This window comes from Rhizobium sp. PK7-22 (assembly GCF_056530405.1).
In genome coordinates, this window is record NZ_CP096514.1 from 2,334,850 (window position 1) to 2,359,690 (window position 24,841).

Annotated in this window: 24 protein-coding genes; 21 read left to right on the forward strand and 3 right to left on the reverse strand. The window is 63.8% G+C overall.

Annotated features, from left to right (window positions below):
* Positions 1–104: 104 nt before the first annotated feature.
* Both M1E10_RS16170 and kdsA read left to right on the forward strand, forming a co-directional pair.
* A complete protein-coding gene (locus M1E10_RS16170) occupies positions 105–974 on the forward strand; it encodes a VOC family protein (protein ID WP_499173844.1) in 870 nt (289 codons plus the stop codon).
* A 4-nt stretch (positions 975–978) separates the two neighbouring features.
* The gene (kdsA, locus tag M1E10_RS16175; protein ID WP_499173845.1) at positions 979–1,824 is read left to right on the forward strand and encodes a 3-deoxy-8-phosphooctulonate synthase; all 846 of its coding nucleotides are present in this window, start codon (positions 979–981) and stop codon (positions 1,822–1,824) included.
* A 90-nt stretch (positions 1,825–1,914) separates the two neighbouring features.
* On the opposite strand, the gene M1E10_RS16180 is transcribed toward kdsA, so the two are convergent.
* The gene (locus M1E10_RS16180) at positions 1,915–3,900 is read right to left on the reverse strand and encodes a methyl-accepting chemotaxis protein (RefSeq protein ID WP_499173846.1); all 1,986 of its coding nucleotides are present in this window, start codon (positions 3,898–3,900) and stop codon (positions 1,915–1,917) included.
* 251 nt (positions 3,901–4,151) lie between these two features.
* Here M1E10_RS16180 and eno point away from each other — a divergent pair, with 251 nt between their 5' ends.
* From eno to M1E10_RS16250, 14 genes are all read left to right on the forward strand, one after another.
* Positions 4,152–5,426 carry a phosphopyruvate hydratase gene (gene eno, locus M1E10_RS16185; RefSeq protein WP_499173847.1) on the forward strand — a complete coding sequence of 425 codons (1,275 nt, stop codon included), beginning with the start codon at positions 4,152–4,154 and terminating at the stop codon, positions 5,424–5,426.
* Positions 5,427–5,562: 136 nt separating this feature from the next.
* The gene (locus M1E10_RS16190) at positions 5,563–5,880 is read left to right on the forward strand and encodes an FtsB family cell division protein (protein ID WP_499173848.1); all 318 of its coding nucleotides are present in this window, start codon (positions 5,563–5,565) and stop codon (positions 5,878–5,880) included.
* Between the two features lie 150 nt (positions 5,881–6,030).
* Positions 6,031–7,077 (forward strand): pyruvate dehydrogenase (acetyl-transferring) E1 component subunit alpha, encoded by a 1,047-nt coding sequence (gene pdhA / locus M1E10_RS16195; protein WP_499173849.1) that lies wholly within the window; start codon positions 6,031–6,033, stop codon positions 7,075–7,077.
* 18 nt (positions 7,078–7,095) lie between these two features.
* Complete coding sequence (locus tag M1E10_RS16200; RefSeq protein WP_499173850.1) at positions 7,096–8,526, forward strand: pyruvate dehydrogenase complex E1 component subunit beta; 1,431 nt, start codon at positions 7,096–7,098, stop codon at positions 8,524–8,526.
* A gap of 12 nt (positions 8,527–8,538) precedes the next feature.
* Positions 8,539–8,832: a hypothetical protein gene (locus tag M1E10_RS16205; protein ID WP_499173851.1), complete on the forward strand. Its 294-nt coding sequence runs from the start codon at positions 8,539–8,541 to the stop codon at positions 8,830–8,832.
* Between the two features lies 1 nt (position 8,833).
* Positions 8,834–10,216 (forward strand): pyruvate dehydrogenase complex E2/E3BP family protein, encoded by a 1,383-nt coding sequence (locus M1E10_RS16210; RefSeq protein WP_499173852.1) that lies wholly within the window; start codon positions 8,834–8,836, stop codon positions 10,214–10,216.
* 128 nt (positions 10,217–10,344) lie between these two features.
* Complete coding sequence (locus tag M1E10_RS16215; RefSeq protein ID WP_499173853.1) at positions 10,345–10,587, forward strand: hypothetical protein; 243 nt, start codon at positions 10,345–10,347, stop codon at positions 10,585–10,587.
* Between the two features lie 73 nt (positions 10,588–10,660).
* Complete coding sequence (locus M1E10_RS16220; protein WP_499177203.1) at positions 10,661–11,299, forward strand: SGNH/GDSL hydrolase family protein; 639 nt, start codon at positions 10,661–10,663, stop codon at positions 11,297–11,299.
* A gap of 98 nt (positions 11,300–11,397) precedes the next feature.
* Positions 11,398–11,637, forward strand: coding sequence for an HP1242/YdcH family protein (locus tag M1E10_RS16225; RefSeq protein ID WP_499173854.1), 240 nt, complete (start codon positions 11,398–11,400; stop codon positions 11,635–11,637).
* Positions 11,638–11,716: 79 nt separating this feature from the next.
* Positions 11,717–13,162, forward strand: a complete 1,446-nt coding sequence (lpdA, locus tag M1E10_RS16230) for a dihydrolipoyl dehydrogenase (RefSeq protein ID WP_499173855.1) — start codon at positions 11,717–11,719, stop codon at positions 13,160–13,162.
* 74 nt (positions 13,163–13,236) lie between these two features.
* Entirely contained in the window at positions 13,237–13,485 is a 249-nt protein-coding gene (locus M1E10_RS16235) for a GlsB/YeaQ/YmgE family stress response membrane protein (protein WP_499173856.1), read from the forward strand.
* Between the two features lie 34 nt (positions 13,486–13,519).
* On the forward strand, positions 13,520–14,494 hold the full coding sequence (lipA, locus tag M1E10_RS16240; RefSeq protein WP_499173857.1) for a lipoyl synthase: 975 nt from the start codon (positions 13,520–13,522) through the stop codon (positions 14,492–14,494).
* A gap of 64 nt (positions 14,495–14,558) precedes the next feature.
* Positions 14,559–15,125 carry a P-loop NTPase family protein gene (locus tag M1E10_RS16245; RefSeq protein ID WP_499173858.1) on the forward strand — a complete coding sequence of 189 codons (567 nt, stop codon included), beginning with the start codon at positions 14,559–14,561 and terminating at the stop codon, positions 15,123–15,125.
* A 9-nt stretch (positions 15,126–15,134) separates the two neighbouring features.
* The gene (locus M1E10_RS16250; protein ID WP_499173859.1) at positions 15,135–15,584 is read left to right on the forward strand and encodes a type II toxin-antitoxin system RatA family toxin; all 450 of its coding nucleotides are present in this window, start codon (positions 15,135–15,137) and stop codon (positions 15,582–15,584) included.
* On the opposite strand, the gene M1E10_RS16255 is transcribed toward M1E10_RS16250, so the two are convergent.
* Complete coding sequence (locus tag M1E10_RS16255; protein WP_499173860.1) at positions 15,569–16,075, reverse strand: CinA family protein; 507 nt, start codon at positions 16,073–16,075, stop codon at positions 15,569–15,571. The two genes, M1E10_RS16250 and M1E10_RS16255, sit on opposite strands and share 16 nt — an antisense overlap.
* Positions 16,072–17,259: a bifunctional 2-C-methyl-D-erythritol 4-phosphate cytidylyltransferase IspD/2-C-methyl-D-erythritol 2,4-cyclodiphosphate synthase IspF gene (locus tag M1E10_RS16260; protein ID WP_499173861.1), complete on the reverse strand. Its 1,188-nt coding sequence runs from the start codon at positions 17,257–17,259 to the stop codon at positions 16,072–16,074. Before M1E10_RS16260 ends, M1E10_RS16255 begins: the two co-directional genes overlap by 4 nt.
* 149 nt (positions 17,260–17,408) lie before the next feature.
* Between M1E10_RS16260 and dusB the strand changes: the two genes are divergently transcribed.
* The 5 genes from dusB to ntrX all read left to right on the forward strand — a co-directional run bounded on the left by dusB (position 17,409) and on the right by ntrX (position 24,811).
* Positions 17,409–18,434: a tRNA dihydrouridine synthase gene (gene dusB, locus M1E10_RS16265; RefSeq protein ID WP_499177204.1), complete on the forward strand. Its 1,026-nt coding sequence runs from the start codon at positions 17,409–17,411 to the stop codon at positions 18,432–18,434.
* On the forward strand, positions 18,431–19,579 hold the full coding sequence (locus M1E10_RS16270; protein WP_499173862.1) for a two-component system sensor histidine kinase NtrB: 1,149 nt from the start codon (positions 18,431–18,433) through the stop codon (positions 19,577–19,579). The genes dusB and M1E10_RS16270 overlap by 4 nt, the downstream gene beginning before the upstream one ends.
* Positions 19,576–21,027 carry a nitrogen regulation protein NR(I) gene (ntrC, locus tag M1E10_RS16275; RefSeq protein ID WP_499173863.1) on the forward strand — a complete coding sequence of 484 codons (1,452 nt, stop codon included), beginning with the start codon at positions 19,576–19,578 and terminating at the stop codon, positions 21,025–21,027. The genes M1E10_RS16270 and ntrC overlap by 4 nt, the downstream gene beginning before the upstream one ends.
* Positions 21,028–21,183: 156 nt before the next feature.
* Positions 21,184–23,457, forward strand: a complete 2,274-nt coding sequence (locus M1E10_RS16280) for a sensor histidine kinase NtrY-like (RefSeq protein WP_499173864.1) — start codon at positions 21,184–21,186, stop codon at positions 23,455–23,457.
* Positions 23,447–24,811, forward strand: coding sequence for a sigma-54-dependent transcriptional regulator (ntrX, locus tag M1E10_RS16285; protein WP_499173865.1), 1,365 nt, complete (start codon positions 23,447–23,449; stop codon positions 24,809–24,811). Before M1E10_RS16280 ends, ntrX begins: the two co-directional genes overlap by 11 nt.
* The last annotated feature ends 30 nt before the right edge of the window (positions 24,812–24,841 follow it).

A 24,841-nucleotide genomic window follows, 5' to 3' on the forward strand; every position in this document is an offset into this window, starting at 1 on the left:
ATGTGTTCCGCAAGGGTCAAAATATCCGTGCAGCGTCGGCCGGGACATCTTCCGATGGCTGCGAAAGCGCGCTCTCATGCAGCATGAATGAAAGAGGCGCACACATGACCCGCAGCATCGATCACCTTGTCCTTCCCGTCGCCGGACTGCCGCAGGCGCGCGCCGCGCTCGAGCGACTGGGCTTCACGGTTGCCCCGGACGCTCGCCATCCGTTCGGTACCGAAAATGCCTGCGTATTCCTGGAGGATGGCGCCTATCTGGAGCCGCTCGCCATCGCCGACCGCGATGCCTATGTCCACTCGGCCGATGCCGGCAATGTCTTCACCGGCCGCGACCTTCAGGTGCGCCAGGCCTTCCCGGACGTCGGCTTGTCCGGCCTCGTGCTGGCGACCGACGATGCCGCGGCGGAGGATGCCGGTTACCGCGCCTCGGGCGTGTCCGCCGGCGAGATCCTCGAATTTTCCCGTAAGCTCAAGCTGCCAAATGGCGAAGAGGTCCTCGCCAGTTTCCGCCTGGCATTTGCAGCCGTTGACCGTTCGCCGGCGTTCTTCCTGTTTTCCTGCCAGCGGATCAACGCGCTCCCCCGGGATATCGGCGCGCTGGCGCACCACGCCAACGGCGTGTCCGGGCTGCGGGAGGTTGTTCTTTCCGCAAGCCGTCTCGATGAGGAGTGTCACCTCCTGGAGACGGTGCTGGCGGCGCAGGGTGTGCGCGAAAGCGATACCATCGTATTCGACACCCGCAACGGCATTCTGCGGGTCGTCGAGGAGCCGACGCCGTCCGCGGAATCCCCGGCCGACCCGAGCGCGGCGGTACCGGGTCTGCGGGGGCATACGGTGGTCTTTGCCGTCGCCGATCTCGCCGTGACAGAGGCGGTCCTTGCTGCTAATGACGTGCCGTTCCTGCGCCGGGACAACCGCCTGATCGTGGCGGAGGCCACCGGGCAGAAAGTGGTATTTGCCTTCGAGGAGTGATGCGATGGACGTGAGCCCGAATTCTGAGGTCTATGCGGGCGAGGGCGCCGGCCGCGTGCTCTTCTCGCAGACGGCTCGCTTTTCCCTGATTGCCGGCCCCTGCCAGATGGAAAGCCGCGACCATGCCTTCATGATCGCCGGCGTCCTGAAGGAGCTCTGCGGCAAGCTCGGCATAGGGCTTGTTTACAAGTCGTCCTACGACAAGGCGAACCGCACCTCCATCTCCGGCAAGCGCGGCATTGGGCTGGAGAAGGCGATGGAAGTCTTCGCCGACCTGAAGACGGAGTTCGGCTTCCCCGTCCTCACCGACATCCACACCGAGGAACAGTGCGCCCTGGTGGCGCCGACGGTCGACATCCTGCAGATCCCCGCCTTCCTCTGCCGCCAGACCGATCTCCTGATCGCTGCCGCAAAGACCGGTCGCGTCATCAACGTTAAGAAGGGGCAGTTTCTCGCCCCCTGGGACATGAAGAACGTCCAGTCGAAGTTCCTGGCCAGCGGCAACCCGAACGTCCTGCTGTGCGAGCGCGGCGCCTCCTTCGGCTACAACACGCTGGTCTCCGATATGCGCTCGCTGCCGACCATGGCGGCCATGGGCTCGCCGGTGGTCTTCGATGCGACCCACTCCGTGCAGCAGCCGGGCGGCCAGGGCGGTTCGACCGGAGGACAGCGCGAGTTCGTCGAGACGCTGGCGCGTGCCGCCGTTGCCGTTGGTGTCGCCGGCCTCTTCATCGAAACTCACGAAGATCCTGACAACGCCCCTTCCGATGGCCCGAACATGGTGCATCTGAACGACATGCCACGGCTTCTGGAAAAGCTTCTGGCCTTCGATGCGGTGACGAAGGGCTGAGTTCCGCTTCCATCGGTCCGGCCTGAGAGAAGAAGGCAGCGGCGCCGGTTCGGGCAGCGCCCTTCTTCTGCTAGCGGTCCATCACGCCGCTCAGAACGTCTTTCTGCTCAGCGCCGCGGCCGGTTTGCCTGCACCATCGAAGGCGTCGGCGATCTTGCGGCTCAGCGCGAGTGCCGGCGATGGTGAAGCGGCAAGGCGCTCCGCATTGCCCGCGGCCTGTTGAGCCGAAAGGTCCGGGTGCGGCCTCACTGCCTGAGGTGCCGGTGAAGCAATCTTCGGGCGAGCCTGCTGTTCGGCCACCTGAAAGCGCGCGATCAGCGTGTTGAGGTTCAGCGCTTCGCCATTAAGGTCGCGACAGGAAGCGCTGCTCTCTTCCACCATGGCGGCATTCTGCTGTGTGACCTGATCCATCCGGTTGACGGCGCCGCTTACCTCAGCCAGCGCCGTCGCCTGCTCCGAGGATGCCCGCACGATCGTCGCGATCAGCCCGTCCACGTTCTGAACGCCCTTGTTGATCTCCTCCAGCGTGTCGCCTGTACGGTTGACCAGCCCCACGCCGGCGGCCACCTGTGATGAGGAGGTATGGATGAGCGCCTTGATCTCCTTGGCGGCATTGGCAGAGCGGCCCGCCAGTTCGCGGACTTCCTGCGCAACGACGGCAAAACCTCGCCCGGCCTCGCCGGCGCGTGCCGCCTCGACGCCGGCGTTCAGTGCCAGCAGGTTCGTCTGAAACGCGATCTCGTCGATGACGTTGATGATCTTGCTGATTTCCGCAGACGAATCCTCGATCTTCTCCATCGCCGCCACAGCCTCGCTCATGACGGAAGAGGAGCGTTGCGCACTGTCTTTCGTCACGGCAACCATCTGATTGGCTTCCAGCGCTCGGTCCGAGGCCGTCTTGACGGTCGTGGTGATTTCCTCGAGCGCTGACGCCACCTGCTCGAGCAAGGACGCCTGTGCTTCGGTTCGCTTAGCCAGATCGTCGGTCGCGGTGGCGATCTCGTGGGTGCCGTTGCGAACGGTCTCTGTCACACCGGAGATCTCGCTGAGTGTCTGACCCAGCACGGCAACGGTCGAATTGAACTCCGTGCGCAGCTTCTCGTATTCGTCGCCGAAGCTCTGCGTGATCTCGCAGGTCAGGTCGCCCCTGGCCAACCGCTCCAGCGCTCCGCTCAGGAGGTCTATGACCTGCCTGCGTTCGGCATCTGCCGCTGCGCGCTCGGCCATCTGGCGGCGCTCGGTCTCGATCTGGCGATCCTGATCCGTCTCCCTTTGCCTGCGGCTGACGTCCCGCTCCAGCGCAGCCTCTCGGAACACCGTGACGGCACGCGCCATTGCGCCGATCTCGTCGGCGCGTCCTTCATAAGGCACCGGCCTGCCGTAATCGCCGTTCGCCAGCACGGCCATGTAGTCGCGCATGGCCGCCAGCGGCACGATGGCACGGCGGCGAAGGGCAAACAGTCCGGCCAGCAGGATCAGGATCGATGCGGCAGCTGCTGCGTAGGTATAGCGGATGTAGTAAGCGGTATCCTCGGCTGCGGCCGCTTCGCTGGCGGCCTGAAAGGCTACTGCGGCCTGAACCAGTTGCACGACGGAGGCCTCGTGATCGTGGAACGCTTGGCTGAGTCGGGCAAAGGCCGATTGGCGTGCCGCCGCATCGCTCGAACTCAGCGCCGGGATGATCTGCGATTGCATGATTGTCCAGTAGACGTCGCCCTTGACCAGCACGTCGTCGAGCAGCTTAGCCTTCAGCGCGGGCTGCAGGTCGGAGGACTGCCAGTAGGTTCGTCGCGCTTCGTAATCGGGCCCCAGAACCCCAACGATGCGTTTGCCCGCCATCTGCGCCCGAGCGGGATCGGCCGAGGCTTCCAGCGCCAGCATGTAGGATTCCACCACGTAGAGCGGGGGCGGAAGGATATCGGCCACCAGGTCCTTGCCATTGACGATCTGGTGGTAGGCGGGTCCGTTGATTCTCAGATCGTTGAAGGCCTTGGTCTGAATCCCGATCGATGTGGCCATGCCGAGGCAAACGACGGTGCCAAATAAGGCAAGGCTGCGCGCAATAGTAAACTTCATGGCGTCCTCATCAATGACTTAGAAAAATACTTTTGGCCTCGGGACAAACTGTCCTCTTGGCCCGGCAATACGTTATGGTTAACGTATAACTCTTACCAATTATTGAAGCGGAGAAGGTTGCCGCTGCCAAAGCGCCAGCTGTTTCCTGTGTTGCTTGTCAGGGCGCCCGTCGGGCGGCTGCCATTGTATTTTTGAATTCATCCAGTAAGACAGGCCATCCTCAATCCTCACCCACAAGCAGGGAGGCCCTCATGACCGCCATCACCGACATTGTCGCACGCGAAATCCTCGACAGCCGAGGCAACCCGACCGTCGAGGTCGATGTGTATCTGGAAGACGGCAGCATGGGTCGCGCTGCGGTTCCCTCTGGCGCCTCGACCGGTGCCCACGAGGCGGTCGAGCTGCGTGACGGCGGTAACCGCTACCACGGCAAGGGCGTCGAGAAGGCTGTGGAAGCCGTCAACACCGAGATCTTCGATGCCATCGGCGGCTTCGATGCCGAGAGCCAGATCCATGTCGACCAGACAATGATCGCGCTCGACGGCACCGCCAACAAGTCGCGCCTTGGCGCCAATGCGATCCTCGGCGTATCGCTCGCCGTCGCCAAGGCTGCCGCCGATTCGTCCGGCCTGCCGTTCTACCGCTATGTCGGCGGCGCGAGCGCCCATCTCCTGCCGGTGCCGATGATGAACATCATCAACGGCGGCGCCCATGCCGACAACCCGATCGACTTCCAGGAATTCATGATCATGCCGGTCGGCGCGGAAAACATCCGTGATGCCGTGCGCATGGGCTCGGAAGTCTTCCATATCCTGAAGAAGGAACTGGCGGCGCAGGGCTACAACACCAACGTCGGCGATGAGGGCGGCTTTGCGCCGGGCCTGAAGAGCGCCCCGGAAGCGCTGGACTTCATCATGAAGTCGATCGAGAAGGCCGGCTACACGCCGGGCGAGGACATGTGCCTGGCGCTTGATTGCGCTTCGACCGAATTCTTCAAGAACGGCAAATACGAGATGGAAGGCGAAGGCCGCACGCTGGAGCCGGAAGCCATGGCTGACTACCTGGCCGAGCTCGCCGGCAGATACCCGATCATTTCGATCGAGGACGGCATGGCCGAGGACGACTGGGACGGCTGGAAGTATCTGACCGACAAGATTGGCAGCAAGTGCCAGCTGGTCGGCGACGACCTCTTCGTCACCAACTCCGCCCGCCTGCGCGACGGCATAAAAATGGGCGTTGCCAACTCCATCCTCGTCAAGGTCAACCAGATCGGCACGCTGACGGAAACGCTCGACGCCGTCGAGACGGCGCACAAGGCTAGCTACACCAGCGTCATGTCGCACCGTTCCGGCGAAACCGAGGATTCCACGATTGCCGATCTCGCGGTCGCCACCAACTGCGGACAGATCAAGACCGGCTCGCTGTCGCGTTCCGACCGGCTGGCCAAGTACAACCAGCTGATCCGCATAGAGGAAATGCTCGGTCCCCAGGCAGCCTACGCCGGCCGCTCGATGATCCGGGCGTAACGCGCCGTCTTTGTTCAACGTTTAGAAAAGCCCGGTTCGTCCGGGCTTTTCTGCGTCCTGCGCAGGGTCAACGATTGCTTAAGCAAGTTCTGGCAGTTTGAGGCATTCGTAATGCGTTGCAGGATGTCGCTGGGTAATGTGGACCAAGCATCATAAAGAAAGAAAACTGGGCCGTTTCGTCCTTCCGCTCATCACTGTCGCCTTCCTCTCCTATTTCGGCTACCATTCGCTCAACGGCGATCTGGGGCTCGTGGCGACAGAGAAGTTCGAGCGGCAGCGGCTGGAACGGGTGGCAGAACTTGGCCAGTTGACGGAAAAGCGGCGCGGCCTGGAGCGCCAGGTTCAGCTTTTGAGCGACGGTTCTCTCGAAAAGGATATGCTGGACGAGATCGCCCGCTACCAGCTGAACGTCTCTCGCGACAATGAAATTGTCATATTCAACAACTACTTCTAGATTAACCTGATCCTGGTTAATCTATTTTTCATTAATGATATCATCGGGTTGTGCTGAATGTGTGCCATGCATTTATGGCATTGCTGGGGTGCTGTTTCTTCCCTATGGTAGCGCTCAGAAATGACACATGCAGCACAAAGGGAGGGATCAATGGCGCCTAACAAGACCGCGTCTGTATCCGGCCGCAAACTCGCGGCAAAGCCTGCACGAAAAGACTTCAACGGCGGCACCTACGCCGAATTCGACAAGGACCAGGAGATCCAGGCCTACCGCGACATGCTGCTCATCCGGCGTTTCGAGGAAAAGGCCGGACAGCTCTATGGCATGGGCTTCATCGGCGGCTTCTGTCACCTCTACATCGGTCAGGAAGCGGTCGTCGTCGGCATGCAGATGTCGCTGAAGGAAGGCGATCAGGTGATCACCGGCTATCGCGACCACGGCCACATGCTGGCAACCGGCATGAGCGCTCGTGGCGTCATGGCCGAGCTGACGGGGCGTCGGGGCGGCTATTCCAAGGGGAAGGGCGGCTCCATGCACATGTTCTCCAAGGAAAAGCATTTCTACGGCGGTCACGGCATCGTCGGTGCCCAGGTCTCGCTCGGCACCGGTCTCGCCTTTGCCAACAAGTACCGCGGCAATGACAGCGTCTCCACCGCCTATTTCGGCGACGGCGCGGCCAACCAGGGCCAGGTCTACGAAAGCTTCAATATGGCGCAGCTCTGGAAGCTGCCGATCGTCTACGTGATCGAGAATAACCGTTACGCCATGGGTACCTCGGTCTCGCGCGCCTCCGCCCAGACCGATTTCTCGCAGCGCGGCGCCTCCTTCGGCATTCCCGGCTTCCAGGTCGATGGCATGGATGTACGCGCCGTCAAGGCGGCCGGCGACGAGGCGGTCGAACACTGCCGCTCCGGCAAGGGGCCGGTCATTCTCGAGATGCTGACCTACCGCTACCGCGGCCATTCCATGTCCGACCCGGCGAAATATCGCTCCAAGGACGAAGTGCAGAAGATGCGTTCGGAACACGACCCGATCGAGCAGGTGAAGATCCGCCTGATGGACAAGGGTTGGGCGACGGAAGAGCAGTTGAAGGCGATGGACAAGGATGTCCGCGATATCGTCTCCGACTCGGCCGACTTCGCACAGTCCGATCCGGAGCCGGATACCGCCGAGCTCTACACCGACATTCTGCTCTGATCAGGGGAGGGACACCCAATGCCAATCGATATCCTCATGCCCGCCCTTTCCCCGACCATGGAAGAGGGCACCCTCAGCAAATGGCTGAAGAAGGAGGGCGACACCGTCACCTCCGGCGACGTCATTGCCGAGATCGAAACCGACAAGGCGACGATGGAAGTCGAAGCCGTTGATGAAGGCGTGATCGGCAAGCTGCTGATCGAAGCCGGCACCGAAAACGTCAAGGTCAACACGCCGATCGCCGTCCTGCTTCAGGAAGGCGAAAGCGCCGACGCCATGTCTGCGGAAAAGTCGGCCCAGCCGGAAGCGCCGAAGGCCGACGCCGACACCCCGGCCGCAACCTCGGATGCCGCTGGCGGCAAGGCCCGCGAAGCCAAGGACGAGCCTGCCTCTTCCGCCGACAACAAGGTGCCAGCGGCGCCGAAGGTCGATGTCGCCGCCGATCCGGACATTCCGGAAGGCACCGAAATGGTCTCCACCACGGTGCGTGAAGCGCTGCGCGATGCCATGGCCGAGGAAATGCGCCGCGACGAAAACGTCTTCGTCATGGGTGAGGAAGTCGCCGAATACCAGGGCGCCTACAAGATCACGCAAGGGTTGTTGCAGGAATTCGGCGCCCGTCGCGTCGTCGATACGCCGATCACCGAGCATGGCTTTGCCGGCGTCGGCGTCGGTGCCGCCATGGCAGGCCTGAAGCCGATCGTCGAGTTCATGACCTTCAACTTCGCCATGCAGGCGATCGACCAGATCATCAACTCGGCTGCCAAGACGCTCTATATGTCTGGCGGCCAGATGGGCGCGCCGATCGTCTTCCGCGGCCCCAATGGTGCCGCCGCCCGCGTCGGCGCCCAGCACAGCCAGGATTACGCCGCCTGGTACAGCCAGATCCCGGGTCTCAAGGTCGTCATGCCCTATACGGCAGCCGACGCCAAGGGCCTGCTGAAGGCTGCCATCCGCGATCCGAACCCGGTTGTCTTCCTGGAAAACGAGATCCTCTACGGCCAGTCCTTCGACGTGCCGAAGATGGATGACTTCGTCCTGCCGATCGGCAAGGCACGCATCCACAAGACCGGCAAGGACGTCACCATCGTCTCCTTCGGCATCGGCATGAGCTATGCCACCAAGGCGATCGTCGAACTCGAGAAGGACGGCATCGATGTCGAACTGATCGATCTGCGCACCCTGCGTCCGATGGATCTGCCGACGGTCATCGAATCGGTGAAGAAGACCGGTCGCCTCGTCACCGTCGAGGAAGGCTACCCGCAGAACTCGGTCGGCACCGAAATTGCCACCCGCGTCATGCAGCAGGCCTTCGATTATCTCGACGCGCCGATCCTGACGATCGCTGGCAAGGACGTGCCCATGCCTTATGCCGCAAACCTCGAGAAGCTGGCCCTGCCGACCGTCGGCGAAGTCGTGCAGGCGGTGAAGACCGTCTGCTACAAGTAAGGGGTACGGCTGATGCCTAAATCGACTGTGAAGCAGATCTTGCCGGTTTCGGGCTCGTGGTTCAGGGTTATCGGTACCAAGGACAGTCCGGTTCTGGAAAGGATTGTCGTCTGGGCCCTGGTCAACACCGAGAAGACCGACGTGATTGTCGGCGTTCCGCGCCAGGAGCTTGGCGTAATCGGTGCCGTTGACGGTTGGCTCGAGGACGTTGCCGGCTATATCGAAGTGCCGCCTGAGGATGTCGACCGGCTGGTCGAACATCCGGAAGAACTGGCGCAGTTCGAACTCGTGTGGGCGGAGGAATAATATGCCGATCAACATCACCATGCCCGCCCTGTCGCCGACCATGGAAGAGGGAAACCTCTCCAAATGGCTGGTCAAGGAAGGCGACAAGGTTGGCCCCGGCGACGTGATCGCCGAGATCGAGACCGACAAGGCGACCATGGAAGTGGAAGCCGTCGATGAAGGCACCGTGGCGAAACTCGTCGTCCCGGCCGGCACCGAGGGCGTCAAGGTCAACGCCCTGATCGCGATTCTTGCCGGCGAAGGTGAGGACGTGAAGGACGCAGCCGCATCCGGTGACGCATCCGCGGAAGCGCCGAAGCCCGCTGCGGCTCCGGCCGAAGCCCAGTCGGAAGCATCGAAGCCGGATGGCGCCAAATCCGAGCCGGCAGAGCCGCAGGCCGAACAGCCTGTCGCCGACACGCCGCCGGCACCCTCGACGCCGGCACCGAAGGCCGCCTCCGGCGAGCGCATCTTCGCCTCGCCGCTGGCCCGCCGTCTCGCCAGGGACGCCGGTCTCGACCTTTCGGCCGTCTCCGGCTCCGGTCCGCATGGTCGCGTCGTCAAGGCGGACATTGAGAAGGCCGTCTCCTCCGGAACCGGCAAGGCAGCTGCCGCTGCACCGCAGGCAGCCGCCGCTCCGGCACCCGCCAAGGGCGCTTCGGACGACAGCGTCCTGAAGCTCTTCGAGGAAGGTTCCTACGAACTCCTGCCGCATGACGGCATGCGCAAGACGATCGCTTCGCGCCTGCTCGAATCGCACCAGACCGTACCGGCCTACTTCGTCTCGATGGACTGCGAGATCGACGCGCTCTTGAAGCTGCGTGCCGAGATCAACAAGTCGGCGCCGATGAAGAAGACGGACAAGGGCGACGTCCCGGTCTTCAAGCTGTCGGTCAACGACTTCGTCATCAAGGCCATGGCGGCGGCGCTGCGCGACGTTCCGGCGGCGAATGCCTCCTGGACCTCGACGGCGCGGCTCATGCACAAGCATTCGGATGTCGGTGTCGCCGTCTCCATCCCGGATGGCCTGATCACGCCGATCATCAAGAGGGCGGAAGAGAAGACGCTGTCGATCATCTCCAACGAGATGAAGGATCTGGCCCGGCGTGCCCGCGACAAGAAGCTGAAGCCCGACGAGTACCAGGGCGGCACCACGGCCGTCTCCAACCTCGGGATGTTCGGCGTCGCCAACTTCACCTCGATCATCAACCCGCCGCATGCTTCGATCGTCTCGATCGGTGCCGGCGTCGAGAAGCCGGTGGTGAAGAACGGCGAGATCGCGATCGCCACGGTGATGACGGCGACCTTCGCCTTCGACCACCGCGTCATCGACGGCGCCCTCGGTGCCGAACTCGCGGCCGCCTTCAAGCGCCACGTCGAGAACCCGATGGGCATGTTGGTGTAGCTCGTTGTCCCTCCCCCTTGCGGGGAGGGTGTCCCGCTCCGGCATAGAAAGTGCCGGATCGTGACTTTTGGTGCGATGATCTCCATATCCTGGGTGAGGTGAAGACAGAGGTCCTCAAGGAGCGTCAGATGGCCGATGAACCTGTTGACATGATCATGCCGATGCTGCGGGAAATGCGCGGCGAGATGCGCGAGATGCGCGGTGATATGCAGGGCATGAAGCAGCAGCTGGATAAGCTGGAGACCGGCCAGAAGACCATTCGTCAGGCGCTGCCTGCCGACACCATGATGTCGAAGTTCGTAACCGGCGATTTCGAGGAGCGGATCTTCGAACTGGAGCGCAAGGTGGACGCGCTCACCAAGGGCAAGTAGGAGCCGCGGCAATCGGGTTTTCTCGAGTGTCGCCAGCCGCAGGACGGCGGGGAATGACTGGCGTATGGAGACTATGAAGACCGTCCTCTGCTTCGGCGACTCGCTCACCTGGGGTTACGACGCCGAGACCCTCGGGCGCCACCGCTTCGAGGACCGCTGGCCAAGCGTTCTGTCGGCAGCACTCGGCCCCGAAGTGAACGTCATCCCCGAGGGACTGAACGGCCGCACCACCGGCTATGACGACCATCTGGCCGATTGCGAGCGCAATGGCGCGAAGTCCCTCCCGACGGTGCTGCACACCCATATGCCCATCGACCTGGTGGTCATCATGCTCGGCTCCAACGATATGAAGCCGGTGGTCGCCGGTCCGGCCTTTGCAGCCCGGCAGGGCATCCAGCGGCTGGTCGGTCTGGTGCGCCACCACGAATGGTCCTTCGACTACGAGACGCCGGATATCCTGATCGTCTCGCCGCCGCCGCTCTGCGAGACCGCCAACCCGGTGTTTGCCGCGATCTTTGCCGGTGGCGTCGAGCAGTCGCAGATGCTGGCCTCGCTCTACCGCGATCTCGCCGACGAAATGGGCTGCGGTTTCTACGATGCGGCCTCGGTGGCCCGCACCACGCCGCTCGACGGGGTGCATCTGAATGCCGACAATACGCGTGCGCTCGGCAAGGGGCTCGAGCCGATCGTTCGCATGATGCTCGGAATTTAAAGCTGTTTCGGCTACGGAGTTGACCACGATCAAAGAATAGGCGGACGCGATCGTTATGGCTGATCCTCAGTCGTCGAACAGACAAGAGGAGACGGACCATGTCGAACACGCCCCACGAAATTCAGGATGAGTTTCCGGAATATGTGGGCAGGATGCACGCGCTGAAAGTCAGCGACGCGCATTTCGCCCAACTGCTCGAGGATTACCGCGACGTCAACCGCGCCATCCATCGGGCAGAGACTGAAGTGGAGCCGGTTGCCGATCCGCATATGGAAGATATGCGCAAGCGGCGGATGGTTCTGAAGGACGAAATTTACGGGATGCTGACACGGGCCTGAGGCCATCGTGCTTCATCCCGCGGGGTGAGGGCCCGGCCGCCGGTCGGGCCTGCCTCGTCAGAAGAGGAGATGAAGGCCCGTGTCCAACGCTTATGACGTCATCATCATCGGCTCCGGCCCCGGCGGCTATATCGCCGCCATCCGTGCAGCCCAGCTCGGCATGAAGGTTGCCGTCGTCGAGCGCGAGCATCTCGCCGGCATCTGCTCCAACTGGGGCTGCATCCCGACGAAGGCGCTCCTGCGCACCGCCGACGTGATGCATACGGCAAGCCATGCGAAGGATTACGGCCTGACGCTCGAAGGCACCATCAAGCCCGACGTCAAGGCCATCGTTGCGCGCTCGCGCGGCATCGCCAACCGCATGAACAGCGGCGTCGGCTTCCTGTTCAAGAAGAACAAGGTCGACATCATCTGGGGCGAGGCGAAGATCACCAAGCCCGGCGAAGTCGTCGTCGGCAAGATGTCGAAGCCGATCGTCGAGCCTCAGGGCCCCGTGCCGAAGAACACGCTCGGCGAGGGCACCTATACCGCCAAGCACATCATCGTCGCCACCGGAGCCCGTCCGCGCGCATTGCCCGGCATCGAGCCGGACGGCAAGCTGATCTGGACCTACTTCGAGGCGATGAAGCCGGAAGAAATGCCAAAATCCCTGCTCGTCATGGGCTCGGGCGCCATCGGCATCGAGTTTGCGAGCTTCTACCGCACCATGGGCGTCGAGGTTACCGTCGTCGAGATCATGAAGCAGGTCATGCCGGTCGAGGACGAGGAAATCTCGGCGATCGCCAGGAAGCAGTTCGAACGCCAGGGCATGAAGATCCTGCTCGAGGCTAAAGTCGCCAAGGTCGTCAAGGGCGCCAACTCCGTCACCGCCACCATCGAGCTGAAGGACGGCAAGACGCAGGAAATCACCGCTGACCGTATGATCTCCGCCGTCGGCGTGCAGGCCAACATCGAGAACATCGGCCTGGAAGCCGTCGGCGTGAAGACCGATCGCGGCTTCGTCGTCATCGACGGCTACGGCAAGACGAATGTCGCCGGCATCTATGCGATCGGCGATGTCGCCGGTCCGCCGCTGCTCGCCCACAAGGCCGAACACGAGGCGGTCATCTGCATCGAGAAGATCGCCGGCCTGCCAAACGTGCATCCCATGGACAAGCTGAAGATCCCGGGCTGCACCTACTGCAATCCGCAGGTTGCGTCGGTCGGCATCACCGAAGCCAAGGCGAAGGCCGAGGGCAGGGAGGTCCGCGTCGGACGCTTCCCCTTCGTCGCCAACGGCAAGGCAATTGCACTCGGCGAGGACCAGGGCATGGTCAAGACCATCTTCGACAAGAAGACCGGCGAACTGCTCGGCGCCCATATGGTCGGTGCGGAAGTGACCGAACTGATCCAGGGCTTCGTCGTCGCCATGAACCTGGAGACGACCGAGGAAGACCTGATGCACACCATCTTCCCGCATCCGACCATTTCGGAGACGATGAAGGAAAGCGTGCTCGATGCCTACGGGCGCGCCCTGAACGCTTGAGCTGATGATAGGTGCCGGGGTTGTTCCAACGCCCGGCATCGCCCACATGTAGATTTCGACGAAAGGGGTGACGGATGGAAGGCGTAGGTTGGTTCGGAGCAATCGTGATCGGCGGTCTGGCGGGATGGCTGGCCGGCAAGGTCGTGGACATGCGCTATGGGCTGTTCATGAACATCTTCATCGGCATCGTCGGCGCCATTGTCGCCAACGCCGTCTTCGAGAGCGCCGACATCCATGTGACAGACGGGTGGCTGGGTTTCCTGATCACAGGTTTCATCGGCTCCTGCGTTCTGTTATTCCTCGCAAAACTCGCCCGGCGTTGACGGTAGCCGCTTTGGCGGCGAAGGCAGGTAATTGATGGTCACCATTCTCGACAGAACCGTAGTGGACGATGCAAAGCGCGTCCGCCACCCGGAAAAGGCACACCGCCCGGATACGGAAGTCCTGCGCAAGCCGGAGTGGATCCGCGTGCGCGCCCCCGTGTCCAAGGGGTACATGGAGACCCGCGATCTGGTGCGCTCGCACAGGCTCGTCACCGTCTGTGAAGAGGCCGGCTGCCCGAATATCGGCGAGTGCTGGGACAAGAAGCACGCCACCTTCATGATCATGGGCGAGATCTGCACCCGCGCCTGCGCCTTTTGCAACGTCACGACCGGTCGCCCCAATGCGCTCGACATGGACGAGCCGGAAAATGTCGCCAAGGCCGTCAAGCAGATGGGTCTTTCGCATGTCGTGATCACCTCGGTCGACCGTGACGACCTGGCCGACGGTGGTGCCGAACACTTCGAGAAGGTCATCTGGGCGATCCGCGCCGCGTCGCCGCTGACGACGATCGAGATCCTCACCCCCGACTTCCTCAAGAAGCCGGGCGCGCTGGAGCGCGTCGTCGCCGCCAAGCCGGACGTATTCAACCACAACATGGAAACCGTGCCGGGAAACTATCTGACGGTCCGTCCCGGCGCCCGCTACTTCCACTCGGTCCGCCTGCTGCAGCGGGTCAAGGAACTCGACCCGACGATGTTCACCAAGTCCGGCATCATGGTCGGCCTCGGCGAGGAGCGCAACGAGGTGCTGCAGCTGATGGACGACCTGCGCAGCGCCGACGTCGACTTCCTGACCATCGGCCAGTACCTGCAGCCGACCCGCAAGCACCACGCCGTCATGAGCTTCGTCACGCCCGAGGAGTTCAAGTCCTACGAGACCATCGCCTATACCAAGGGCTTCCTGATGGTCTCCTCGAGCCCGCTGACGCGCTCCTCCCACCACGCCGGCGACGACTTCGCCCGTCTGAGGGCCGCGCGCGAACGCAAGGTCCTGATGGCGGCGGAGTAGGCTGCACCCAGTCCTCGGGCCCCGACTTCACGGGTGACCCGCGGGCTTCATTTGAGGGATAGGCATGACGACGTCGATCGCCCTGGAGGATGCGGCAAGCCGCCTTCGTCGGAGCGATCGCGTGCTGGTCATCGGCTGTTCGGGCAGCGGCAAGAGCCGGCTCTCCCGGCGGCTCGCATCGACCCTGGATCTCCCCTACATCTCCATGGACCGCGATGTCTTTTGGCTTCCCGGTTGGAAGCTGCGCCCGCGGCCGGAGATCGTCGAGCGGCTGCAGGGTTACGTCGCCCAACCCCGCTGGATCATGGACGGCACCAGCCCGGGAACGCTGCCGCTCCGCTTGCCGCGCAGCCAGCTGGTCATCTGGATGCGCCCGCCGCGCCTGGTCTCCCTCTTCGGTGTCCTCTCCCGATGGCTGCGCTATTATGGCCGGTCGCGTCCGGAGATGGCAGAAGGCTGCCCGGAGAAGATCGACCGGCAGTTTCTGGCCTACATCTGGAACTTCGAGAGGACCGAGAGTCCAGAGATCGAGGAGAACCTCGCCGCATACGGACCCGGTGTCCCCGTTCTGCAGCTGAAATCGCGGGCTGAGACAAACCGGCTACTTGCCATCATCGGACAGGACCATTAGCTCTCGGCTATGCCAAAGTTTGAGACTCACCGCCCCGTCAAGCATTCGCCCCATCAGATGTATGATCTGGTGGCCGACATTGAGAAATATCCGCAATATCTGCCGCTCTGCGAGGCGCTGACCATCCGCTCGCGTACGGAGCGGGACGGCAAGGTCTTGCTGATTGCCGACATGACCGTTGGCTACAAGGCTATTCGGGAGACCTTCACCACGCAGGTGCTGCTCAATCCCGCGGAGCTGGCAATCGACGTCAAATACATCGAGGGGCCGTTCAAGTATCTCGACAACCGCTGGCGCTTTCAGCCGGCGCCGGATGGTTCGGTGGTCGATTTCTTCATCGACTACGAGTTCAAGAGCCGGATCCTCGGCGCCCTGATGGGCTCGATGTTCGATCGCGCCTTCCGCACCTTCGCGGAAGCCTTCGAGAAGCGCGCCGACAAGATCTACGCCGAAGCCTGAGCCGCCTCCATCAGCATCTCGAGCGCGGTGCCGACAGTCGCAAGCCGCACCGCGCTGCGTCCGATCACGCCATAGCGCATCTCGCGATGGATCATCCGTCCCGATCGCGACGCTGCCGCCAGATGCACGAGCCCGACCGGCTTCTCCGGCGATCCGCCACCCGGCCCGGCGATGCCCGTCACGGCGACGGCCACATCCGCATTCGAGCGGTACAAGGCGCCGCGGACCATCTGCAGCGCCGTCTCCCGCGATACCGCCCCGAACTGGTCGAGCGTCGCCGGCAGGACGCCGAGCAGGTCCACCTTCGCCTGATTGGTATAGGTGACGAAGCCGCGGTCGACGACGGCGGAGGAGCCGGCAATTTCCGTCAGCACGCCGGCGATCAGACCGCCGGTGCAGGATTCCGCCGTCGACAGCATCAGCCCCCGTTCCTTGAAGAAGGCGATGATTTCGGCCGCCTGCGCCTCGATCTCGGCCGGAAACAGGCTCACGACGGGCGGCCCTGGTAGACGACCGTCGCCGTGGCGATGGCGGCAATGCCCTCGCGGCGGCCGACGAAGCCGATGGTCTCGTTCGTCGTGGCTTTTACCGAGCAGCGCTCCAGCGCAATCTGCAGGATCTCCGCCATCTTTTCGCGCATCTCCAGGCGATGCGGTCCCATCTTGGGCGCCTCCGCGATCAGCGAGACGTCGGCGTTCATGATCGTGCCCCCATGGGCGCGGACGATCTCCCCGGCCTTCGCCAGGAAGATGCGCGAGGCCGCGCCCTTCCACTGCGGATCGGACGGCGGGAAGTGGTCGCCGATATCGCCGGCGCCGCAGGTGGCGAGCAGCGCGTCCGTCAGCGCGTGCAGCGCCACATCCGCGTCCGAATGGCCCTTGAGCCTCTGGTCGTGGGGAATGAAGACGCCACAGAGCGTCACCCCGTCGCCGGGCTCCAACTGGTGCACGTCATAGCCGTTGCCGGTGCGCACGTCGGGGAGGGCGGTGCCGGAAAGTCGCTCGTCAGCCATGGTGATGTCCCGTCTCACTGTCAGTTTCACATTGTCCGGCGATCCCTCGACCAGCCGCACCGGCATCCCGGCCCATTCGGCGATCGAGCAGTCGTCGGTAAATCCGTCACGGCCTTCGGCCGCGGCACGTCGGTGCGCGTCGAGCAGGCCTGAAAGCCGAAAGCTCTGGGGTGTCTGCGCCGCAAACAGCCCGTCGCGCGACACCGTCTCCGCAACCAGCCCTTCTGCACCGCGCTTCAGCGTGTCGGTGACGGCGAGCGTCGGCAGCACCGCATCGTCGCCGGCGGCAAGCCGCTCGGCGATCCGGTCGAGCATCGCGTGATCGACGAAGGGCCGCGCGCCGTCGTGGATCATCACATGCGTTGCGCCGCTGCCGGAAAGCGCCTCCAGCCCCGCAAGCACCGACTGCTGGCGCGTGGCGCCACCCAAGGCCGTCGTCACCCGCTCCGCGCCCGCAAGACCGGCGATCGCACCGGCAAACAGCGCCGCGTCATCGGGATGGATGACGGCCACGATCGGCCCGCTCTGCGGCCAGTTCAGAAAGGCCTGCAGCGTATGCGCGATGACCGCCCGGCCGCCGATCGGCCGGTATTGCTTGGGCCCTTCCGCGGATCCCGCCCGCTCTCCGCGGCCGGCCGCAACGATGACGATGGCAATCTGCATGAAGAGGTTGTGATCCAAAGCTGTTTTGACACATGGAGTTGACAGTGGAGCACTATAGAATCACAAGGCGTTTTGCCAGCCGCGCCCTGCCATCTTCTTTCTGTGCAATTGCTCTTGTGATCCGCCGAAAGTGTGGCTAAAAATAATGCATTAATTTCACGTGCCCGAAAGATCATCAGTTGTCCCTTCCGCACCTAGCCACGCCTTTCAGCATTGGGCCGGTTGCCATTCGTAACAGAGTCGTGCTGGCCCCGATGTCGGGCGTCACCGACCTCCCTTTCCGGGAGATCGCCTGGACATGGGGCGCCGGCCTGGTGGTGACCGAGATGATCGCCAGCCGCGAACTCGTGATGAGCCGGGGCGAATCCTGGGCGCGCCTGAAGCGCACGGGGCTTGGTCCCCACATGGTGCAGCTGGCGGGGCGCGAGGCCCAGTGGATGGCGCAGGCCGCCCGGATCGCCGCCGACAACGGTGCCGACATCATCGACATCAACATGGGCTGTCCGGCCAAGAAGGTCACGGGCGGCTACTCCGGCTCGGCGCTGATGCGCGATCCGCAGCTGGCGCTGTCGCTGATCGAGGCGACGGTGCAGGCCGTCGACGTACCGGTGACCCTGAAGATGCGCCTCGGCTGGGACGAGAATTCCATCAATGCCCCCGAGATCGCTCGCCAGGCGCAAGAGGCCGGCGTCCAGCTGATCACCATCCACGGCCGCACCCGCATGCAGTTCTACGAGGGCAAAGCGGATTGGGACGCCATCCGTAGCGTCCGGGACGCCGTCTCGGTGCCGCTGATCGCCAATGGCGATGTCTGCACGCCCGACGATGCCCGGGAGATCCTCTCTCGCTCCGGCGCCGATGCGGTCATGGTCGGCCGCGGCGCCCAGGGCAGGCCCTGGCATGCCGGCGCGCTGGCCGGACATGCGCTCCCCTCCGCAAGGGCGCAACGCGAGATCATCGCTACACATTACGAGGCAATGCTGCAGTTCTACGGCCGCGAGGGCGGCCTGCGGCATGCCCGCAAGCATCTCGGCTGGTACCTCGACCGGCTGGCGCCCGACCTCGAGACCGACGCGAAGGCGGCAATTTTCCGCTCCACCGACCCCGACGATGTGATGCGCCGGATGATGGCGGCGATCACCGCCGCTCCATTGGCCGCAAGGGAGGCAGCATGACCAAGGCTCCGTCTCCGGTCGGCGATAACGCGCTCGCCCTGGCCGTCCTCAATTCGGTGCAGAACCCGGTCATCCTCGTCGATCCCGCCGGCCATGTGATCTTCGCCAACTGGGAGGCGGAATCCTTCTTCGGGGTCAGCGTCGCGCAGCTGGCGCGCCACGAGATTTCCGCGCTCATCCCCTTCGGCAGCCCCCTGCTGGCCCTGATCGACCAGGTCCGCGAACGCCGGGCGCCGGTCAACGAGTATCGGGTCGATCTCTCGTCGCCGCGGCTCGGCCAGGACAAGCTCGTCGATCTCTACGTGGCACCCGTCGTCAGCGAACCCGGCTCCGTCGTCGTTGTCTTCCAGGAGCGTTCGATGGCCGACAAGATCGACCGGCAGCTGACGCATCGCGCCGCCGCGCGCTCCGTGACGGGCCTCGCCTCGATGCTGGCCCACGAGATCAAGAACCCGCTGTCGGGCATCCGCGGCGCCGCACAGCTGCTGGAGACCGTCGTTCCGGACGAGGACCGGGCACTGACCCGCCTGATCTGCGACGAGACGGACCGCATCGTGTCGCTGGTCGACCGCATGGAGGTCTTCTCCGACGAACGTCCCATCGATCGTCTGCCGATCAACATCCATTCGGTGCTCGACCACGTCAAGGCGATCGCCAAGGCGGGCTTTGGCCGTGACATCAGGATCTCGGAAAACTACGACCCCTCGCTGCCCTCCGTCTATGCCAACCGCGACCAGCTGGTGCAGGTCTTCCTGAACCTCGTCAAGAACGCCGCCGAGGCGATCGGCGGCCAGCCGGATGGCGAAATCATGCTGACCACCGCCTACCGTCCAGGCATCCGCCTCTCGGTGGCGGGCTCGCGGGAGAAGATCTCTCTGCCGCTGGAATTCTGCGTCATCGACAACGGACCCGGCGTGCCGGCCGATCTCGTGCCCAATCTCTTCGATCCGTTCATCACCACCAAGACGAACGGTTCCGGCCTTGGTCTTGCGCTGGTGGCCAAGATTATCGGCGCCCATGGCGGCATCGTCGAATGCGACAGCCAGAACCGGCGCACGATCTTCCGGGTGCTGATGCCGATGCACAAGGACGCCAGCATCGAGGGACCGGGTACGGCCCATATCATCACAGGGAAAGCCATATGACTGCCACGATCCTAGTCGCAGACGACGACGCGGCCATCCGCACGGTGCTGAACCAGGCGCTGACGCGGGCAGGCTATGATGTCCGGATCACCTCCAATGCCGCCACCCTCTGGCGTTGGGTTTCGGCGGGCGAGGGCGACCTCGTGGTCACCGATGTGGTCATGCCCGATGAGAATGCCTTCGATCTGCTGCCGCGCATCAAGAAGGCCCGTCCCGATCTGCCGGTGCTGGTGATGAGCGCGCAGAACACCTTCATGACCGCCATCAAGGCTTCGGAAAAGGGGGCCTACGACTATCTGCCGAAACCCTTCGATCTCACCGAGCTGATCGCCATCATCGGCCGGGCGCTGGCCGAGCCGAAGAAGAAGCCCGCGCGGCTCGACGACGACACCCAGGACGGCATGCCGCTGGTCGGCCGCTCGGCGGCGATGCAGGAGATCTACCGCGTCCTCGCCCGCCTGATGCAGACCGATCTGACGCTGATGATCACCGGCGAGTCGGGCACCGGCAAGGAGCTGGTTGCCCGCGCGCTGCACGACTACGGCAAGCGCCGCAACGGCCCCTTCGTCGCCATCAACATGGCCGCCATCCCGCGTGACCTGATCGAGTCGGAACTCTTCGGCCACGAGAAGGGCGCCTTCACCGGCGCCCAGAACCGTTCCACCGGCCGCTTCGAGCAGGCCGAGGGCGGCACGCTCTTCCTCGACGAGATCGGCGACATGCCGATGGACGCCCAGACGCGCCTCCTGCGCGTGCTCCAGCAGGGCGAATACACCACCGTCGGCGGTCGCACGCCGATCCGCACCGACGTGCGCATCGTCGCGGCCACCAACAAGGACCTGAAGCAGGCCATCAACCAGGGCCTCTTCCGCGAAGACCTCTATTACCGCCTCAACGTCGTGCCCCTGCGCCTGCCGCCGCTGCGCGACCGCGCCGAGGACATCCCCGATCTCGTCCGCCACTTCATGCAGATGGGCGAGAAGGAAGGGCTCGACGTCAAGCGCTTCGATGGCGAGGCGCTCGAGGTGATGAAGGGCTACGCCTGGCCGGGCAACGTGCGCGAGCTGGAAAACCTGATGCGTCGTCTGATGGCGCTTTACCCGCAGGAGGGCATCACCCGCGAGATCATCGAGGCGGAGCTGCGCTCGGAATCCACCGACAGCCCGATCGACAAGATGACGGCGCGCAACGGTTCGCTGACCATCGCCCAGGCGGTGGAGGAGAACATGCGCAGCTACTTCGCAGGCTTCGGCGATGCCCTGCCGCCCTCCGGTCTGTACGACCGCGTGCTGCGGGAGATGGAATACCCGCTGATCCTCGCGGCCCTGACCGCAACCCGCGGCAACCAGATCAAGGCCGCCGATCTCCTCGGCCTGAACCGCAACACCCTGCGCAAGAAGATCCGGGAGCTCGGGGTCTCTGTGTATCGCAGCTCCCGAAGCGCCTGACGGTCCTTGACATTCCCGAGGCCATCGTTGCATTTTCGCCACAAAGCGTTGCTTGGTGGCAACGCATAGGCCCGACGCGAGTCCTGTCGTTCGAGGATGGTCTTGCGATGTCTCGGGCAGGCGGACGACCGCGAATGTCGGGCAGGGAGTGATGTGATGATCGAGGGCGTAGTCTCGCCCACGGCTGAAGCCGAGCCCGATGGCATGGTACAGGACCGGCGCGCGTCATTCGCCCTGCCGGGCCTGCTGCTGGCCGGCGGTGCGCTCGTCTGCGCCATTCTCACCCTGTTCGTTCTCGTCGGCCTCACGCCGATCGCACCCACGAGCCGGGTTGTCATCGCCTCGGCGGTTCTCAATTCGATCTTCGTCGTCGGGCTGATGTATCTGATCGGCCGCGAAGTGACGCGGCTTTTCAAGGCCCGCAACCGCGGCCGTGCGGCCGCCAGGCTTCACATCCGGGTCGTGGTGCTGTTCTCGATCGTCGCGATCACGCCCGCGGTTCTGGTCGCCATCTTCGCCAGCATCACGCTGAGTGCAGGCCTGGACCGCTGGTTCTCGATCCGCACGCAGTCGATCGTCAGCTCGTCCACGGATGTGGCCCAGGCCTACATGATGGAGAATGCCAGCTACCTTCAGGGGCAGACGGTCTCCATGGCCAATGACCTCGATCGAAATCGGGCGATGTTCTACCTGGATCGCACGGGGTTCGTCGACCTGATGACCCGCCAGGCCCGCGGCCGCGGCATGCTGGGTGCTTTCCTCGTTCAGGGGGACGGCGCGGCGGTGGCGCAGGCGGACATCAGCACCGAACGACCGCTGCCGGCCATCCCGCAGGATGCGCTGCAGAAGGCCGCTGCCGGTCAGCCGACCCTCATTCCGCCGGGCGTGACCAACCTCGTCGGCGCCATCATCAAGCTCGACGGCATTCCCGGCTCCTTCCTGTACACCATCCGCGCGGTCGACCCGAAGGTCATGGCCGCCATGCGGCTGATGGAAGACAACACCGCCGAGTATCAGGCGATGGAAGCCGGCCGCATGTCGCTGCAGGTGGCCTTTGCCATCCTTTACCTCGGCTTTGCGCTTATCGTTCTTCTGGCTGCAATCTGGACGGCCATCGCCGTCGCTGACCGTATCGTCCGGCCGATCCGGCTGCTGATCAGCGCCGCCGACAGCGTCGCCACGGGTGACCTCAATGTGGTGGTGCCGGTCCGCGCCGCCGACGGCGACGTCGGCAACCTGTCGCGCACCTTCAACAAGATGATCTCGGAGATCCGCAGCCAGCGTGACGAGATCCTGGAGGCCAAGGACGAGGTGGATGACCGCCGCCGCTTCATCGAGGCGGTGCTCTCCGGCGTCACGGCAGCCGTCATCGGCGTCGAGGACGACCGGCATATCACGATCGTCAACTCGTCGGCGGAACTCTTCCTCGGGCTGCCGGCGGACCGGCTGATTGGCCGTGAGCTGTCGGAGGTCGTGCCCGAAATCGATGCGGTGCTGTCGGAAGCGGCGGCGCGTGCCCGCAACGACTTCCGCAAGCATGTGAACCTGATGCGCGGGGGCAAGGAGCGCACGCTGAGCGTCCAGGTGACGCGCGAGGAGCAGGGCTCCTCACGCGATTCCTATGTCATCACCCTCGACGACATCACTGATCTGGTGATCGCCCAGCGCTCGACGGCCTGGGCCGATGTCGCCCGCCGCATCGCCCATGAGATCAAGAACCCGCTGACGCCCATCCAGCTCTCCGCCGAACGTCTGAAGCGGCGCTATGGCAAGCAGATTGCCGAGGACGATCGCGCCGTCTTCGACCAGTGCACCGACACGATCGTGCGCCAGGTCGGCGATATCGGTCGGATGGTCGACGAATTCTCCTCCTTCGCCCGCATGCCGAAGCCCGCCAAGGAAGAGACCGACCTGCGCGATATCGTCCGCGATGCTGTCTTCCTGCGCGAAATGGGCACGAGCCACGTCGAGTTCATCCGCGATCTGGGCGACGAGCCGTTGATCGGCATGTTCGATGCGCGCATGCTCGGTCAGGCCTTCGGCAATCTCGTCAAGAATGCCGTCGAGGCCATCGAGGCGGTGCCGAGCGATCAGGAGCGCGACGACCGCAAGGTCTGGGTCCGCGCCCGCTTCGACCACAGCCGCGATCTGTTCCTCGTCGAGATCATCGACAACGGCAGCGGCCTGCCGGCGGAGAACCGTCACCGGATCCTCGAGCCCTATATGACCATGCGCGAGAAAGGCACCGGCCTTGGCCTCGCTATCGTCAAGAAAATCATTGAAGACCACGGCGGGCAGCTCGAACTCCACGACGCACCTGCCGAATTCGATCAGGGCCGGGGCGCCATGATCAGGGTGCTGCTGCCGCAGGTGATGCAGGTGGGCGGCGCCGGAACAGAAACAGACAAGGAATTCGCATATGGCGTCTGATATTCTGGTCGTTGACGACGAGACCGACATCCGCGAGATCGTCTCCGGCATCCTCTCCGACGAGGGGCATGAAACCCGCATGGCCCATGACAGCGACAGCGCGCTCTCGGCCATTTCCGATCGGGTGCCGCGCCTCGTCTTTCTCGACATCTGGATGCAGGGGTCGAAGCTCGATGGGCTGGCTCTGCTCGACGAGCTCAAGAGCCGTCACCCGGATCTTCCCGTGGTGATGATCTCCGGCCACGGCAACGTCGAGACGGCCGTCTCCGCCATCAAGCGCGGCGCCTTCGATTTCATCGAGAAGCCGTTCAAGGCCGACCGACTGATCCTGATTGCCGAACGGGCGCTGGAGAATTCCAATCTGAAGCGCGAGGTCACGGAGCTGAAGAAGCGGACAGGCGACGCGGTCGAGCTGGTCGGCACCTCGGTCTCGGTGTCGCAGCTGCGCCAGACCATCGACAAGGTGGCGCCCACCAATAGCCGCATCATGATCCTGGGACCTTCCGGCTGCGGCAAGGAACTCGTGGCGCGCATGATCCACAAGAAGTCGTCGCGTGCCAATGGTCCCTTCGTGGCGCTGAACGCCGCCACCATCACCCCGGACCGCATGGAGATTGCCCTCTTCGGAACCGAAGGCGGGCCCGGCCAGGCACGCAAGATCGGTGCCCTGGAAGAGGCGCATCGCGGCATCCTCTATCTCGACGAGGTCGGCGAGATGCCGCGCGAGACGCAGAACAAGATCCTGCGCGTGCTGGTCGACCAACAGTTCGAGCGCGTCGGCGGCTCCAAGCGCGTCAAGGTCGACGTCCGGATCATCTCCTCGACCGCCTACAACCTCGAGAACCTGATCTCCGAAGGCATCTTCCGGGAAGACCTCTACCACCGGCTGGCCGTCGTGCCGATCAAGGTTCCGGCGCTGGCGGAGCGCCGCGAGGACATCCCCTTCCTCGTCGACATGTTCATGCGCCAGATCTCCGAGCAGGCCGGCATCCGGCCGCGCAAGATCGGCGAGGACGCCATGGCCGTGCTGCAGGCGCACGACTGGCCCGGCAATATCCGCCAGCTGCGCAACAACATCGAGCGGCTGATGATTCTCGCCCGCACCGACGGCCCCGACACGTCGATCTCGGCCGACATGCTGCCGCCCGATCTCGGCGACATGCTGCCGAAGATCTCCACCAAGGGCGACTATCACATCATGACGCTGCCGCTGCGCGAGGCTCGCGAAATGTTCGAGCGCGATTATCTGATTGCGCAGATCAATCGATTCGGCGGCAATATCTCGCGCACGGCCGAATTCGTTGGTATGGAGCGCTCTGCGCTGCACCGCAAACTGAAGTCCCTGGGCGTATAGCAAAACGGCAGGACCTGGCCGCTTCACGCT

What these genes read in the sequence shown, in the direction of transcription:
- M1E10_RS16170 (WP_499173844.1), top strand. Translation starts at nt 105, where the DNA reads ATGACCCGCAGCATCGATCACCTTGTCCTTCCCGTCGCCGGACTGCCG.
- kdsA (WP_499173845.1), top strand. Translation starts at nt 979, where the DNA reads ATGGACGTGAGCCCGAATTCTGAGGTCTATGCGGGCGAGGGCGCCGGC.
- M1E10_RS16180 (WP_499173846.1), bottom strand. Translation starts at nt 3,900, where the DNA reads ATGAAGTTTACTATTGCGCGCAGCCTTGCCTTATTTGGCACCGTCGTT.
- eno (WP_499173847.1), top strand. Translation starts at nt 4,152, where the DNA reads ATGACCGCCATCACCGACATTGTCGCACGCGAAATCCTCGACAGCCGA.
- M1E10_RS16190 (WP_499173848.1), top strand. Translation starts at nt 5,563, where the DNA reads ATGTGGACCAAGCATCATAAAGAAAGAAAACTGGGCCGTTTCGTCCTT.
- pdhA (WP_499173849.1), top strand. Translation starts at nt 6,031, where the DNA reads ATGGCGCCTAACAAGACCGCGTCTGTATCCGGCCGCAAACTCGCGGCA.
- M1E10_RS16200 (WP_499173850.1), top strand. Translation starts at nt 7,096, where the DNA reads ATGCCAATCGATATCCTCATGCCCGCCCTTTCCCCGACCATGGAAGAG.
- M1E10_RS16205 (WP_499173851.1), top strand. Translation starts at nt 8,539, where the DNA reads ATGCCTAAATCGACTGTGAAGCAGATCTTGCCGGTTTCGGGCTCGTGG.
- M1E10_RS16210 (WP_499173852.1), top strand. Translation starts at nt 8,834, where the DNA reads ATGCCGATCAACATCACCATGCCCGCCCTGTCGCCGACCATGGAAGAG.
- M1E10_RS16215 (WP_499173853.1), top strand. Translation starts at nt 10,345, where the DNA reads ATGGCCGATGAACCTGTTGACATGATCATGCCGATGCTGCGGGAAATG.
- M1E10_RS16220 (WP_499177203.1), top strand. Translation starts at nt 10,661, where the DNA reads ATGAAGACCGTCCTCTGCTTCGGCGACTCGCTCACCTGGGGTTACGAC.
- M1E10_RS16225 (WP_499173854.1), top strand. Translation starts at nt 11,398, where the DNA reads ATGTCGAACACGCCCCACGAAATTCAGGATGAGTTTCCGGAATATGTG.
- M1E10_RS16235 (WP_499173856.1), top strand. Translation starts at nt 13,237, where the DNA reads ATGGAAGGCGTAGGTTGGTTCGGAGCAATCGTGATCGGCGGTCTGGCG.
- lipA (WP_499173857.1), top strand. Translation starts at nt 13,520, where the DNA reads ATGGTCACCATTCTCGACAGAACCGTAGTGGACGATGCAAAGCGCGTC.
- M1E10_RS16245 (WP_499173858.1), top strand. Translation starts at nt 14,559, where the DNA reads ATGACGACGTCGATCGCCCTGGAGGATGCGGCAAGCCGCCTTCGTCGG.
- M1E10_RS16250 (WP_499173859.1), top strand. Translation starts at nt 15,135, where the DNA reads ATGCCAAAGTTTGAGACTCACCGCCCCGTCAAGCATTCGCCCCATCAG.
- M1E10_RS16260 (WP_499173861.1), bottom strand. Translation starts at nt 17,259, where the DNA reads ATGCAGATTGCCATCGTCATCGTTGCGGCCGGCCGCGGAGAGCGGGCG.
- M1E10_RS16270 (WP_499173862.1), top strand. Translation starts at nt 18,431, where the DNA reads ATGACCAAGGCTCCGTCTCCGGTCGGCGATAACGCGCTCGCCCTGGCC.
- ntrC (WP_499173863.1), top strand. Translation starts at nt 19,576, where the DNA reads ATGACTGCCACGATCCTAGTCGCAGACGACGACGCGGCCATCCGCACG.
- M1E10_RS16280 (WP_499173864.1), top strand. Translation starts at nt 21,184, where the DNA reads ATGATCGAGGGCGTAGTCTCGCCCACGGCTGAAGCCGAGCCCGATGGC.
- ntrX (WP_499173865.1), top strand. Translation starts at nt 23,447, where the DNA reads ATGGCGTCTGATATTCTGGTCGTTGACGACGAGACCGACATCCGCGAG.